This is a genomic window from Streptomyces sp. S063, from assembly GCF_002832675.1.
In the GTDB taxonomy this organism is placed as follows: Bacteria; Actinomycetota; Actinomycetes; order Streptomycetales; family Streptomycetaceae; genus Streptomyces; species Streptomyces sindenensis.
Genome location: NZ_CP021707.1, coordinates 1,569,061 through 1,582,350 on the forward strand (window position 1 = coordinate 1,569,061; position 13,290 = coordinate 1,582,350).

The window sequence follows — 13,290 nt, forward strand, 5'->3', positions numbered from 1 at the left end:
CGTCCCAGAGCCCTCGGGGTACACCGCGTGGCCGCCGGTGTCGTTCGCCGGCGGTCGCCACTCTCGCCCCGCGTCCCCGGGGTACGCATCGGCGGTATCACCGGTCTCGGGGACCGGTGATACCGCCTCGCACCGCGTACGGGCTCAGCGGACCGGGTGGCCCGCGTCCCGGAGCGCGCCCTTGACCTCGGAGATCCGCAGGTCGCCGAAGTGGAAGACGGACGCGGCGAGCACCGCGTCGGCACCCGCCTCGATCGCCGGGGCGAAGTCGGCGAGCCGGCCCGCGCCGCCGGAGGCGATGACGGGGACGGTGACGTGCTTCCGTACCGCCTCGATCATCTCGGTGTCGTAGCCGTCCTTGGTGCCGTCGGCGTCCATCGAGTTGAGCAGGATCTCGCCCGCGCCCAGCTCGGCGGCCCGGTGGGCCCACTCGACGGCGTCGATGCCGGTGCCCTTGCGTCCGCCGTGCGTGGTGACCTCGAACGTGCCCTCCGGGGTGCGGCGGGCGTCGACCGAGAGCACCAGGACCTGGCGTCCGAAGCGTTCGGCGATCTCGCCGATGAGGTCGGGGCGGGCGATGGCGGCGGTGTTGACGCCGACCTTGTCCGCTCCGGCGCGCAGCAGCTTGTCGACGTCCTCCGGGGTGCGGACGCCGCCGCCGACGGTGAGCGGGATGAAGACCTGCTCGGCGGTGCGGCGGACCACGTCGTACGTCGTCTCGCGGTCGCCGCTGGAGGCGGTGATGTCGAGGAAGGTCAGCTCGTCGGCGCCCTCGGCGTCGTAGAGCTTGGCCATCTCGACGGGGTCGCCCGCGTCGCGCAGGTTCTGGAAGTTGACGCCCTTGACGACCCGGCCGTTGTCGACGTCCAGGCAGGGGATGACCCGTACGGCGAGGGTCACTGCGCACCTCCTCGGTAGGCCTCGACCTCGACCTCGACGACCAGGCTCGGGTCCACGAAACCGGACACGATGATCATGGAGGCGGCGGGGCGTACGGCGTCGAACAGCTCCTTGTGGGCGCGGCCGACCTCGTCGACGTCCCGGGCGTGCGTGATGTACATCCGGGTGCGGACGACGTCCTCGCGGCCCAGACCCAGCTGCTCCAGCGCCGCGAAGGCTACGTCGAAGGCGGTGACGGTCTGCTCGTAGGGGGAGCCGGCGGCGATCTGGCCGTTGACGACCGAGGTGCAGCCGGCGACCAGGACGAGCCCGCTGGGGAGTTCGACGGCGCGCGAGTAGCCGAACTTCTCCTCCCAGGGGGCGCCGGTGGAGATCCGGCGCACCGGGGAAGCCTCGTCCGTCATACGGCGACCGCCTTGAGCGCCTCTTCCAGCGTGAACGCCTTCGCGTACAGCGCCTTGCCGACGATCGCGCCCTCGACGCCTTCGGGGACGAGGAGGGAGATCGCGCGGAGGTCGTCGAGCGACGAGACGCCGCCGGAGGCGACGACCGGGCGGTCGGTGACGGCGCAGACGTCGCGCAGGAGGCCCAGGTTGGGGCCTTCCAGGGTGCCGTCCTTGGCGATGTCGGTGACGACGTAGCGGGCGCAGCCCTCGGCGTCGAGGCGGGCGAGGGTCTCGTAGAGGTCGCCGCCGTCGCGGGTCCAGCCGCGGCCGCGCAGGGTGGTGCCGCGGACGTCGAGGCCGACGGCGATCTTGTCGCCGTGCTCGGCGATGACCTTGGCGACCCACTCGGGGGTCTCCAGGGCGGCGGTGCCGAGGTTGACGCGGCGGCAGCCGGTGGCGAGGGCGGCCTCCAGCGAGGCGTCGTCGCGGATGCCGCCGGACAGCTCGACCTTGATGTCCATGGCCCCGGCGACCTCGGCGATCAGGGCGCGGTTGTCACCCGTGCCGAAGGCGGCGTCCAGGTCGACGAGGTGCAGCCACTCGGCGCCGGCGGACTGCCAGGCGAGGGCGGCCTCCAGCGGGGAGCCGTAGGAGGTCTCGGAGCCGGACTCGCCGTGGACGAGGCGGACGGCCTGGCCGTCGCGGACGTCGACGGCGGGGAGCAGTTCAAGCTTCGGCATTACAGCGTCTCGATCCAGTTGGTCAGCAGCTGGGCGCCGGCATCGCCGGACTTCTCGGGGTGGAACTGGGTGGCCCACAGCGCGCCGTTCTCCACGGCGGCCACGAACCGTTCGCCGTGCGTGGACCAGGTGACCTTGGGCGCACGGATCTTGGCGTTGGTGACTTCGAGGGTCCAGTCGTGCGCCGCGTAGGAGTGCACGAAGTAGTACCGGGCCTCGGGGTCCAGACCGGCGAAGAGCCGGGAGTCCTCGGGGCCTCCACGGTGTTCCAGCCCATGTGCGGGACGACGTCGGCCTTCAGGGGGCCGACCGTGCCGGGCCATTCGTCCAGGCCCTCGGTCTCCACACCGTGCTCGATGCCCCGCTCGAAGAGGATCTGCATCCCGACGCAGATGCCCATGACGGGGCGGCCGCCGGCCAGCCTGCGGCCGACGATCCAGTCGCCGCGGGCCCGCTTCAGCCCGTCCATACAGGCGGAGAACGCGCCGACGCCGGGGACGAGCAGCCCGTCGGCGTTCATCGCGCGGTCGTAGTCGCGGGTGATCTCGACGTCCGCGCCGACGCGGGCGAGGGCGCGCTCGGCGGAACGGACGTTGCCGAAGCCGTAGTCGAAGACGACGACCTTCTTCTGGTTCTCACTCATGACGTACCCGTCCTCAGTCCCACAGGCCCTGGATCCGCAGGATGCCCGCCACCAGGCACATCACGGAGCCGATCGACAGCAGCACGATGACGCCCTTGGGCATCCCCTGCTTGGCGAAGGAGTAGACGCCGCCGGCCAGGAAGAGGCCGACGACGATCAGGATGGTGTTGAGGCCGGTCACAGGGCGCCCTTCGTGGAGGGCAGGATGCCGGCGGCGCGCGGGTCGTGCTCGGAGGCGTACCGCAGGGCGCGGGCGAGCGCCTTGAACTGGCACTCCACGATGTGGTGGGCGTTGCGCCCGTACGGGACGTGGATGTGCAGGGCGATCTGTGCCTGGGCGACGAAGGACTCGAAGATGTGGCGGGTCATCGTCGTGTCGTAGGTCCCGATCATCGGGGCCATGTTCTCCGGCTCGGTGTGCACCAGGTAGGGGCGGCCGGAGAGGTCGACGGTGACCTGGGCGAGCGACTCGTCCAGCGGGACCGTGCAGTTGCCGAAGCGGTAGATGCCGACCTTGTCGCCGAGAGCCTGCTTGAAGGCGGCGCCGAGCGCGAGGGCGGTGTCCTCGATGGTGTGGTGGGTGTCGATGTGCAGGTCGCCCTCGGTCTTGACCGTGAGGTCGAAGAGGCCGTGGCGGCCGAGCTGGTCGAGCATGTGGTCGTAGAAGCCGACCCCGGTGGCGACATCGACCTTTCCGGTGCCGTCGAGGTTGATCTCGACGAGCACGGACGTTTCCTTGGTGGTGCGTTCCACGCGGCCTACGCGGGGGCTCATGCGTCGTGCTCCTTCTTGAGTTCGCGTACCGCATCGAGGAACGCGTCGTTCTCTGCCGGGGTGCCCGCGGTGACCCGCAGCCAGCCCGGTACGCCGTTGTCCCGGACCAGGACGCCCTTGTCGAGGATCCGCCGCCAGACGGCGTGGCTGTCGTCGAAGCGGCCGAACTGGACGAAGTTGGCGTCCGAGTCGGTGACCTCGTAGCCGGTGGCGCGCAGCTCGGCCACCAGCCGGTCGCGCTCGCTCTTGAGCTGCGCGACGTACCCCAGCAGCGTATCGGTGTGCTCCAGGGCGGCGAGCGCGGTGGCCTGGGTGACCGAGGAGAGGTGGTACGGGAGCCGCACCAGCTGGACCGCGTCGACCACGGCCGGGTCGGCGGCGAGGTAGCCGAGGCGGAGCCCGGCGGCGCCGAACGCCTTGGACATGGTCCGGGAGACGATCAGGTTGCGGCGGCCCTGGATCAGCGGGAGCAGCGAGGGCCGGTGGCTGAACTCGCCGTACGCCTCGTCGACGACGACGATCGAGGGCCCGGCGGCCTGGGCGGCGTCGTACAGGGCGAGGACGGTCTCGGCCTCGACCGCGGTGCCGGTGGGGTTGTTGGGCGAGGTGATGAAGACGACCTCGGGGCGGTGCTCGGCGATGGCGGCACGGGCGGCGGCCACGTCGATGGTGAAGTCCTCGTTGCGCGGCCCGGAGATCCAGCCGGTGCCGGTGCCCCGGGAGATCAGGGCGTGCATGGAGTACGAGGGTTCGAAGCCGATCGCGGTCCGGCCGGGCCCGCCGAAGGTCTGGAGCAGCTGCTGGAGGACCTCGTTGGAGCCGTTGGCGGCCCAGACGTGGGCCGCCGTCACCTCGTGGCCGGCGGTCCGCGTGAGGTAGCGGGCCAGCTCGGTGCGGAGCTCGACGGCGTCCCGGTCGGGGTAGCGGTTGAGGCCGCGGGCGGCCTCGCGGACCCGCTCGGCGATCCGGTCGACCAGGGCGTCGGGCAGCGGGTACGGGTTCTCGTTGGTGTTGAGGCGTACGGGGACGTCGAGCTGCGGTGCTCCGTACGGGGACTGTCCGCGCAGTTCGTCGCGGATGGGGAGCTCGTCCCAGGGGTTGCGGGGGGTGGTGCTGCCGTTCGTCACTGCTGCGGGACCTTCCAGCCGAACCTTGCCTTGAGGGCTGCGCCGTGGGCGGGGAGGTCCTCCGCCTCGGCGAGGGTCACGACATGGTGGGTAACCTCGGCGAGCGCGTCGCGGGTGTAGTCGACGATGTGGATGCCGCGCAGGAAGGACTGCACGGAGAGGCCCGAGGAGTGGCAGGCGCAGCCGCCGGTGGGCAGGACGTGGTTCGAGCCGGCGCAGTAGTCGCCGAGCGAGACCGGGGCCCAGGGGCCGACGAAGATCGCTCCGGCGTTGCGGACCCGGTCGGCGACGGCGGCGGCGTCGGCGGTCTGGATCTCCAGGTGCTCGGCGCCGTACGCGTCGACGACCTTGAGGCCGTCCTCGATCGAGGAGACCAGGACGATCGCGGACTGGCGGCCGGCGAGTGCGGGTTCGATGCGGTCGGCGATGTGCTTGGTGGCGGCGACCTGCCCGGGCAGCTCCGCCTCGGTGGCGGCGGCCAGCTCCTCGGAGTCGGTGACCAGGACGGCGGCGGCCATCGGGTCGTGCTCGGCCTGGCTGATCAGGTCGGCGGCCACGTGCACCGGGTCGGCGGTGGCGTCGGCGAGGATCGCGATCTCGGTGGGTCCGGCCTCGGCGTCGATGCCGATCCGGCCCTTGAGGAGGCGCTTGGCGGCGGCGACGTAGATGTTGCCGGGGCCGGTGACCAGGTTGACCGGGGAGCAGTCCTCGGTGCCGTACGCGAACATCGCGACGGCCTGGGCGCCCCCGGCCGCGTACACCTCGTCGACGCCGAGCAGGGCGCAGGCGGCGAGGATCGTGGGGTGCGGGAGGCCGCCGAAGTCCTTCTGCGGCGGGGAGGCGACGGCGACGCCCTCGACTCCCGCCTCCTGGGCCGGGACGACGTTCATCACGACGGAGGAGGGGTAGACCGAGCGGCCGCCGGGGACGTAGAGCCCGACGCGCTCGACGGGGACCCACTTCTCGGTGACGGTGCCCCCGGGGACGACCTGGGTGGTGTGCGTGGTGCGGCGCTGCTCGCGGTGGACGAGGCGGGCGCGGCGGATCGACTCCTCCAGCGCGGCGCGGACGGCCGGGTCCAGCTCCTGGAGAGCCTTCGCCAGGGCCGCGGCGGGGACCCGGACCGACGCGATCCGGACACCGTCGAGCTTCTCTCCCCAGTCGATCACTGCCGCGGAGCCACGATGGCGTACGTCCTCGCAGATGGGCCGCACCGTCTCCAGGGCGGCTTCCACGTCGAACTCGGCACGGGGCAGCAGGTCGCGCAGGGCTCCACCCTCGGGGAGGGCGTCACCGCGCAGATCGATTCGAGAGATCACACGGCAATTCTCTCAGACCGCTCCGGACGGCCGGTCGCCCGTATCACTGGCTGATACCGGTCGTCCGCACCACTGGCTGATACGTGTCTCGGCCATGTCCGGCTGTCACTGCTGACCGCTGGCTTTCACGGCGTCACACAGGGGCATAACGGCTCTACAGCATGTGTGCCCACGAGGGCATGGCGGCAGCGCGACAGCATGTGTGCACGGAGGGAGCGGCCGTGACCGAGCCGCACGAAGGAGATATCCCGGACGGCCTCAGCGCAGCGGAGCTGGGCATGTGGCAGTCCTTCCGCAACGGGACCACCTACGACTTACGCACCTACGACCCGACCCGCAACGACCCGTTCACCCCGCACACCTGGGGGCCCGAGCGGAGCGTCGGCGCGCGCACGGTGGCGCGGCTGCTGCTGGACGGACCGCCCGCCCGGCCCGGCCGGGTGGCGGCGCTGAAGCTCCGGGGGTGCGGATCACCGGGAAGCTGGATCTGGCGGGCGGCCGGGTCTCTCCGTACGTGGAGCTGACCGGCTGCCGCTTCGAGCAGGAGGTGGTGCTCCCCGAGTGCCACTTCACGACCCTGCGGCTGGTGGGCTGCGCGCTGCCCCGGCTGGAGGCGGCACGGTTGCAGACCGAGGGCGATCTGCATCTGCCGCGCTGCCGGATCGACCGGGGCATCCGGCTGACCGACGCCCAGATCGGCACGGATCTGCTGATCAACCAGCTCAGTGTCGGCCCGGACCGGCACGGGCGGGCCATCGTCGGGGACGGCATGACGGTCGCGCAGGACCTCCAGGCCGAGATGATCGAGACGCTGGGCGAGCTGAGCCTGCGCGGGACGAAGGTGGGCGGTTCGCTGAGCCTGCGCGGCAGCCGGCTGCGCGCCGCGGAGGACCGGCGCGCGCTGAACGCCCCGCAGCTGACGGTGGAGCGCACGCTCTACATGACCGAGGCGTGGGTGAGCGTCGACACGGGGAACCAGGGCACCACTCCCCCGTACGGCGTGGTCTACGCCCCGACCCCGGCGCGCGGCACCCGCTCGCAGATCTTCGAGAGCAGGGGCGGGGTGCGGCTGGACGACGGCCGGTTCGGGGACGCGGTGGACCTGCACAAGGCCCGGTTCACCATGACCCGGCAGGACGAGCTGTCGCTGCGCCGGATCGTCACGCCGGAGCTGCGGTTCAACGCGGAGCGCCCGGAGGAGGGGCGGGTCGTGCTGAACGGCGCGAAGGTGGTGACCCTGATCGACCTGTCGACGAGCTGGCCGGGGCCCGGGGGCCTGGCGATGGGCGGTTTCGTCTACGAGAACCTCGTGCCCTACGGCCACTTCCCGCTCTCCCGGCGGCTGGAGTGGGTGCAGGCCGCGACCCCGGAGTACGTCCCCGAGCCGTACGAGCGGCTGGCCACGGTGATGCGCAGTTGCGGGGAGGACGCGGACGCCCGCGAGGTGCTGCTCGCCAAGCAGCGCCGCCGTCGCGAGACGCTGCCGCCCGCGGCGAAGGCCTGGGGGTACCTCCAGGACTGGACGGTGGCGTACGGCTACCGGCCGGGGCGGGCGGCGGTGTGGATGGCGGTGTTGTGGGCGGCGAGTACGGCGGCGTTCGCGCAGCACACCCCGGCCTCGGTCAAGGGCGAGGAGCATCCGCAGTGGAATCCCGCTCTCTACGCGCTGGATCTGCTGATCCCGGTGATCAACCTCGGGCAGGACGGCTACTGGCGGATGGAGGACGCCTGGCAGTGGGCCGCGGCCGGTCTGGTGCTGGTGGGATGGGTTCTGGCCACCGCGGTGGCGGCGGGGGCGACCCGGACGCTCCGCAGGGGCTGATCCGGAAGGCCGGGCGGGTGCAGGCCGGTTGCCGTGCGGAACTGCTCCCTGAGGCGTCACCGTACGCTCGCGGGCGGCCGGGCGGTCGGTCCCGGCCGCCCGCGCGCCCGGTGACCACGGGACGGAAGAGGGTCCCGGGCGGATGCGATCAAGCCAACAGCGGGCATTTCCTTTGCTCTTTCTTGACCTGGCCCGATACAACCCATTCACTCGGCACAGAAGCTTCACAGCACGCCTCTGGCGCGGCCCTCACCAGCGCTTTTCAATGGTCTGCACCATGGCATTCCTTCGCGCTCTGCTCAGTACCGCGCGCATCGTCCGGCACAGCCCTCCGCTGTCCGCCGGACTGTCCGCGGATGACGCGGTGCTGCTCGACGCCCCCGACGAGCGGCTCTCTCCCGCGCTGGTCGCCGCTGCCCTGGGCGACTACGAACCGGCCGCCAAGCTGCTCGCCGGCACCCGGGACTCCGCCGACTGGGAGAACCGGGACCGCTACCTCGGCCGGCTCGTCGCCTTCGCCCGCGGCCGGGACGGCTGGCTCGTCGACTGGCTGGCCGCCGCCCCGCGCGATCCGGACGCGCTGCTGGTCAAGGCCGAGCTGTCGGTGCGCCGGGCCTGGGAGTCGCCCGCCCGCGCGGAACTGCTCCGCGAGGTCGGCCCGCTGATCACCGCGGCCGCCGACGCGGACCCGCGCGACCCGGTGCCGTGGCGCCTCGCCCTGGACCACGCGCGCGGCACCCACGCCACGCACACCGCCTTCGAGTCGCTGTGGGGGCAGGCCGTACGGCGCTCCGCGCACCACTACGGCTGCCATGTCGCGGCGCTGCGCTATCTCTCCGCCGCCTGGTACGGCTCGCACCGCGAGTGCTTCGACTTCGCCGAGCAGGCGGCGGCGGACGCGCTGCCCGCCTCGCTGGTGCAGGCCCTGCCGGTCCGGGCGGCCTTCGACCTGCTCCTGGACACCCAGGCCGCGGGCCGGACCACGTCCGTGCTGGAGGAGCGGATCGACGCGGCGGCCGACCTGGCGATCAAGCTCTCCGCCGCCTACCGGCCCGGCGATCCGTGGCCGGCAGAGGTCCGCAACCTCCTCGCGTACGTCCTGCTCGCCCGGGGCCGCTGGACGGAGGCGCTGCACCAGTTCAACCTGATCGGGCTGCACGCGACGTCGTTCCCGTGGTCGTCGGTGTCCGAGGACGCGCTCGGCCGGTTCCTGGACGCGCGGGACGGCGCGCGCCTCCGGGTGGCCTCCCTGACCCCGCTGCGCGGCCGGGCCGGTCACGGCCGTCCCAGGGGCCATTACGCTTGAGCGTTGTGACCACCGCCCGTCTCCCCCTTTTCCCGGTCAACACGGTGCTGTTCCCCGGCCTCGTGCTGCCGCTCAACGTCTTCGAGGAGCGCTACCGCGCCATGATGCGGGAGCTGCTGAAGAGCGACGAGGACGAACCTCGCCGCTTCGTCGTGGTCGCGATCCGCGACGGCCGCGAGATCGCCCCGACGGCCACCGGCATGCCGGACACGGTCGCGGCGGCCCCGCCCACCGAGCGCGCCCCGGCGGACGGCTTCGGCCCCGATCCGATCCAGACCTTCCACCGGGTCGGCTGCGTCGCCGACGCGGCGACGATCCGCGAGCGCGCCGACGGCAGCTTCGAGGTCCTGGCCACCGGCACCACCCGGGTCAGGCTGCTGTCCGTCGAGGCGGACGGCCCCTATCTGACCGCCGAGGTCGAGGACCTGGCCGAGGAACCGCCCGTAGGGGACGAGGCCGACGAGGCCGGAGCTCTGGCGGAGGGCGTGCTGCGGGCCTTCCGCTCCTACCAGAAGAGGCTGGCCGGGGCGAGTGAACGCTCGCTGGCGACCGGCGCGGAGCTCCCCGACGACCCGTCCGTGATCTCCTACCTGGTCGCGGCGGCCACGGTCCTGGACGTCCCCACCAGACAGCGCCTGCTCCAGGCCCCGGACACCGCGACCCGGCTGCGCGAGGAACTGACGCTGCTGCGCAAGGAGACGGCGGTCATCAGGCATCTGCCCTCGCTGCCCGCTGCGGACCTGACGCGCGCCCCCACCCACCCCAACTGACGACGAGGACCGGCCCCCGTTGGCGAAGAAACCCAAGAAGAACCAGCCGGGCGGCACCCCCGCCACGGTCGCCCTGACCGCGGCGGGCGCCGCGTTCACGGTCCACGCCTACGACCACGACCCGGCGTCCCCGTCCTACGGCGAGGAGGCCGCCGAGGCTCTGGGCGTCTCTCCCGACCGGGTCTTCAAGACCCTGGTCGCGGACGTGGACGGCACCCTGACGGTCGCGGTGGTCCCGGTGGCCGGCTCCCTGGACCTCAAGGCCCTGGCATCCGCGGTGGGCGGCAAACGCGCCACGATGGCGGACCCTGCGGCGGCGGAACGCACGACGGGCTACGTCCGGGGCGGCATCTCCCCGCTCGGCCAGCGCAAACGCCTGCGCACGGTGCTGGACGCGTCGGCGCGGACGCACGCCACGATCTGCGTCTCGGCGGGGCGTCGCGGCCTGGAGGTGGAGCTGTCGGCGACGGACCTGGCGGAGCTGACGGGGGCGACGATCGCGGAGATCGCGCGCCCGTAGTCCAGCCCCTCCGGCGGTTGAGGAGCGGGTCTACGGCCGTGCCGGGAAATGGCAGCCCGTCCGGCGCTTGAGGAGCGGGGTCCGCGGCAGAGCCTTGAGATCCCAGCCCGTCCGGCGCTTGAGGACACCGCGGTCCGGGGCGGAGCCCCGGTTTCGGGAAGGGCCGGGTAGGGGACAAGCCCGCCGGGGGCGTCTAGCCCGGCCCGGCACCGCCTGCGGGCGGCGACGACGGCGCCCCCGGCCCCGCCAGGGGCCCCTGCACCGGCCCGTCGTAGTACCCCGAATACCCCGACCAATCCGGCTCCACATCCCGCGGCCCGAACGCCGCCGTCAGCAGCAGATGAACGCCCATCGCCGCGAACGGCCACGCCAACACCGCCACCCACACCGTGTGCAACTCCAGCGGGGCGTCGAACGTCACGCCCTGCCCCGCCTCCCGGGCCCGCCCCACCACGTCGGACGACGGCCCCAGCCAGACACCGACCCGCCACGCGATCAGCGAGGCGAGCAGCGCGCCCAGCGCCAGACCGACGACCACGAGAACGCCCCCGCGGCGCAGCCGCCAGAAGACGAGGGCCGCCGAGAGCACGCCGAAGCCGATGGCCAGCAGGACGAACGTGCCCTCCGCCCCGATCGCCTCCTCGCCCTCGCTGTTCTTGAGGAAGACCGCCGTGTCGTCGGAGACCAGCGGAACGCGCGGCGCGAGCCACATCCACAGCAGCCCGAGCGCGATGCCCGAGACCGCGACCAGGACGGTGACGACAGCGGCCTGACGGAGCTCCGTGGCCGTATCCGGGTCGTCCGGGGCACCCGCGTGGGGCGCGAGGCGGGAACCCGAGGGCGGGGCCTGCCACGGGTCGTGGGGGCCGGGCTGGTGAGGCGGCGTCAGAGGTGCGGTCACCGTGCCATCGTGCCAGGCCACCCTGTGCGGCGCCTCACCGGATACCGCACCCGTGCCCGCCGGCCCCGGGGAGCTACCGTACGGCCGCCCGCCGGTACGCCCACGTCGCCAAGGCCAGCGAGAGCACCCCCACCGCCGCGCAGATCGCGAGGAAGAAGGCGATGATCCCCCAGTCGGGGCGGGCGTCGAAGGAGCGGGCCAGCGCCTCGACCCCGTACGTCGAGGGCAGCAGGTCGCGCGCCCACCCCACCGGCTCCGGCAGCCGCTCGGCCGGCAGCACCCCGAGGAGCAGGGCGGCGGACATGCCCAGCTGCCCCAGCAGCGTCGCCAGCTCCGGGCGCGGGGCGAGCAGCCCGAGGGCCGCGCCGAGCCCGGCCAGGGCGGCACCGGAGAGCGGGACGACGGCGACCAGGACCCACAGGTGCGTCATCGGCAGCTGGAACAGCACGCTTCCGGTGATCGCGGTGAAGACCGCGCCGGGCACGGTGAACGAGGCGTACGCGGCGGCCGCCCCGAGCACCACCGCGGCGGGCGGCACGGGCAGCGTGGCGTAGTGGTCGAGTCCGCCGCTCGCCCGCAGCTGCCCGAAGTACTGGGCGAGCAGGTTGAGCGCGACGAACGCGACGACCAGGACGCTGGACCCGGCGACCACCGCGCGCGCCTCCGAGCCGCCGTCCACGACACCCCGCATCAGGATCATGATCCCGACGGACTGGAAGGTCGCCACGAAGAGCAGCGGAATCCGGGCGACGCGCGCCCGGGAGAGCTGGGCGCGGTAGACGGCGGCCAGCGAGGGCAGCAGCCGGGCGCGCGGGGCGAGGGGCGCCGTGACGGTACAGACGGGGTCGGGGCCCGAGGAGCCGGGTGCGGGCCGGGTACGCGTCGTCGCGGTCCTGGCCGGAATGATGCTCGTCACCTGAGGCCGCTCCCCTTAGACACATCCACCACGTCACACACGTCCAGCACATCCAGCACGTTCGGTCCGGGGGACGCGTCCCACCCGTCGAGTACGTTCCGCGCGCCCGGCGCGCTCACGTTCTCCGCGACGACACGCATGCCTCTCACGCCTCTCACGCCTTCACCAGCCCCTCGGTCGCGTCGCCGGCGTCTCCCCCGAGCGCGAGGTAGACATCTTCCAGGCTGGGGGTGGCCAGGGTGAAGTCGTCGAGCGCGGCGAAGGCCGCGCCGCCGGTCACCGCGGCGACCGCGGCCCGTGCCTCGTCCGGTCCGAGCCGCAGCATCCAGCGCCGTCCGGACTCCTGGGCGGACGCCCGCAGCGCCGCCACCTCGGGGACGTCCAGGGGGGCCCGTTCGCGCCAGACCAGCTCGACGCGGACCTCCCCGGCGACCCGTTCCTTGAGTCCGGCGGGGGTGTCGCAGGCGATGACCCGGCCGCGTTCGAGGACGGCGACCCGGTCGAGGACGGTCTCGGCCTCGATGACGTTGTGGGTGACCAGCAGGACCGTGGCCCCGCGCTCCGCCCGGCGGCGGTCGACGGCCGCCCAGACGGCGCGGCGGGCGACCGGGTCCATGCCGGTGGTCGGTTCGTCGAGGACCAGGACGGGCCGGTCGCCGACGAGGGCGGCGGCGAAGCAGGCGAGCCGGCGCTGACCGCCGGAGAGCTTCTTCAGGGGCCGTCCGGCGATCGATGTCAGGCCCAGCTCCTCCAGGACGGCGTCGCGCTCGGCGCGGGCCTCCCGCACGGGGAGGCCGCGCAGCCGACCGGTGGTCTCGGCGGCGAGCGAGACGGTCAGTTCGTCGAGGGCGGTGGACTCCTGCCCGAGGTAGCCGACCAGCCGGGAGGCCCGCTCGGGGTGGCGTACGAGGTCGTGGCCCAGCACCTCGACGCTGCCGGAGTCGGGCCGCATCAGCCCGGTGAGCTGACGGACCAGGGTCGACTTGCCGGCGCCGTTGGGGCCGAGCAGTCCGAAGATCTCGCCGCGCTCGACGTCCAGGCTGATGCCGTCCGTGGCGCGGACCTCGGGTGTCGCGGGTGCGCCCCGGCGGCCCCGGGTCGCGGGGTAGGTCTTGACCAGATCGCGCACCGCGCACACGGTGCCGGTGTCCCGCTGCGCCTGTGCT

General features: G+C 73.0%; 13 protein-coding genes and 2 pseudogenes. 4 read left to right on the top strand and 11 right to left on the bottom strand.

The features are described 5' to 3' along the window. Nucleotides 1–144 precede the first annotated feature (144 nt). The 8 genes and pseudogenes from hisF to hisD form a co-directional block, all read right to left on the bottom strand. On the bottom strand, nucleotides 145–900 hold the full coding sequence (gene hisF, locus CCZ36_RS07015; RefSeq protein WP_128817218.1) for an imidazole glycerol phosphate synthase subunit HisF: 756 nt from the start codon (nucleotides 898–900) through the stop codon (nucleotides 145–147). Beyond that, entirely contained in the window at nucleotides 897–1,304 is a 408-nt protein-coding gene (locus tag CCZ36_RS07020) for a RidA family protein (protein ID WP_069737824.1), read from the bottom strand. Before CCZ36_RS07020 ends, hisF begins: the two co-directional genes overlap by 4 nt. Further along, the gene (gene priA / locus CCZ36_RS07025; protein ID WP_006123809.1) at nucleotides 1,301–2,026 is read right to left on the bottom strand and encodes a bifunctional 1-(5-phosphoribosyl)-5-((5-phosphoribosylamino)methylideneamino)imidazole-4-carboxamide isomerase/phosphoribosylanthranilate isomerase PriA; all 726 of its coding nucleotides are present in this window, start codon (nucleotides 2,024–2,026) and stop codon (nucleotides 1,301–1,303) included. The genes CCZ36_RS07020 and priA overlap by 4 nt, the downstream gene beginning before the upstream one ends. Next, nucleotides 2,026–2,669: pseudogene (gene hisH / locus CCZ36_RS07030) on the bottom strand (imidazole glycerol phosphate synthase subunit HisH). The gene priA and the pseudogene hisH overlap by 1 nt, the downstream one beginning before the upstream one ends. A gap of 13 nt (nucleotides 2,670–2,682) precedes the next feature. Continuing rightward, nucleotides 2,683–2,850, bottom strand: coding sequence for a hypothetical protein (locus CCZ36_RS34730; RefSeq protein WP_003969742.1), 168 nt, complete (start codon nucleotides 2,848–2,850; stop codon nucleotides 2,683–2,685). Beyond that, nucleotides 2,847–3,443 carry an imidazoleglycerol-phosphate dehydratase HisB gene (gene hisB, locus CCZ36_RS07035; protein WP_003969740.1) on the bottom strand — a complete coding sequence of 199 codons (597 nt, stop codon included), beginning with the start codon at nucleotides 3,441–3,443 and terminating at the stop codon, nucleotides 2,847–2,849. Before hisB ends, CCZ36_RS34730 begins: the two co-directional genes overlap by 4 nt. Further along, a complete protein-coding gene (locus CCZ36_RS07040; RefSeq protein WP_069737822.1) occupies nucleotides 3,440–4,570 on the bottom strand; it encodes a histidinol-phosphate transaminase in 1,131 nt (376 codons plus the stop codon). Before CCZ36_RS07040 ends, hisB begins: the two co-directional genes overlap by 4 nt. Further along, nucleotides 4,567–5,889 carry a histidinol dehydrogenase gene (gene hisD, locus CCZ36_RS07045; protein WP_069737821.1) on the bottom strand — a complete coding sequence of 441 codons (1,323 nt, stop codon included), beginning with the start codon at nucleotides 5,887–5,889 and terminating at the stop codon, nucleotides 4,567–4,569. Before hisD ends, CCZ36_RS07040 begins: the two co-directional genes overlap by 4 nt. A gap of 221 nt (nucleotides 5,890–6,110) precedes the next feature. Between hisD and CCZ36_RS07050 the strand changes: the two are divergent. The 4 genes and pseudogenes from CCZ36_RS07050 to ybaK all read left to right on the top strand — a co-directional run bounded on the left by CCZ36_RS07050 (nucleotide 6,111) and on the right by ybaK (nucleotide 10,307). Further along, a pseudogene (locus tag CCZ36_RS07050) lies at nucleotides 6,111–7,711 on the top strand (oxidoreductase). 265 nt (nucleotides 7,712–7,976) lie between these two features. Next, nucleotides 7,977–9,017 (top strand): hypothetical protein, encoded by a 1,041-nt coding sequence (locus tag CCZ36_RS07055; protein WP_069737819.1) that lies wholly within the window; start codon nucleotides 7,977–7,979, stop codon nucleotides 9,015–9,017. Nucleotides 9,018–9,022: 5 nt separating this feature from the next. Further along, nucleotides 9,023–9,787 carry an LON peptidase substrate-binding domain-containing protein gene (locus CCZ36_RS07060; RefSeq protein WP_128817219.1) on the top strand — a complete coding sequence of 255 codons (765 nt, stop codon included), beginning with the start codon at nucleotides 9,023–9,025 and terminating at the stop codon, nucleotides 9,785–9,787. Nucleotides 9,788–9,806: 19 nt separating this feature from the next. Next, on the top strand, nucleotides 9,807–10,307 hold the full coding sequence (gene ybaK, locus CCZ36_RS07065; protein WP_128817220.1) for a Cys-tRNA(Pro) deacylase: 501 nt from the start codon (nucleotides 9,807–9,809) through the stop codon (nucleotides 10,305–10,307). 193 nt (nucleotides 10,308–10,500) lie between these two features. On the opposite strand, the gene CCZ36_RS07070 is transcribed toward ybaK, so the two are convergent. The 3 genes from CCZ36_RS07070 to CCZ36_RS07080 form a co-directional block, all read right to left on the bottom strand. Next, nucleotides 10,501–11,229 carry an ABC transporter permease gene (locus tag CCZ36_RS07070; RefSeq protein WP_069737816.1) on the bottom strand — a complete coding sequence of 243 codons (729 nt, stop codon included), beginning with the start codon at nucleotides 11,227–11,229 and terminating at the stop codon, nucleotides 10,501–10,503. Between the two features lie 52 nt (nucleotides 11,230–11,281). Further along, complete coding sequence (locus tag CCZ36_RS07075; protein WP_128817221.1) at nucleotides 11,282–12,124, bottom strand: ABC transporter permease; 843 nt, start codon at nucleotides 12,122–12,124, stop codon at nucleotides 11,282–11,284. A gap of 154 nt (nucleotides 12,125–12,278) precedes the next feature. Next, the gene (locus tag CCZ36_RS07080; protein ID WP_069737835.1) at nucleotides 12,279–13,262 is read right to left on the bottom strand and encodes an ABC transporter ATP-binding protein; all 984 of its coding nucleotides are present in this window, start codon (nucleotides 13,260–13,262) and stop codon (nucleotides 12,279–12,281) included. Nucleotides 13,263–13,290 lie beyond the last annotated feature (28 nt).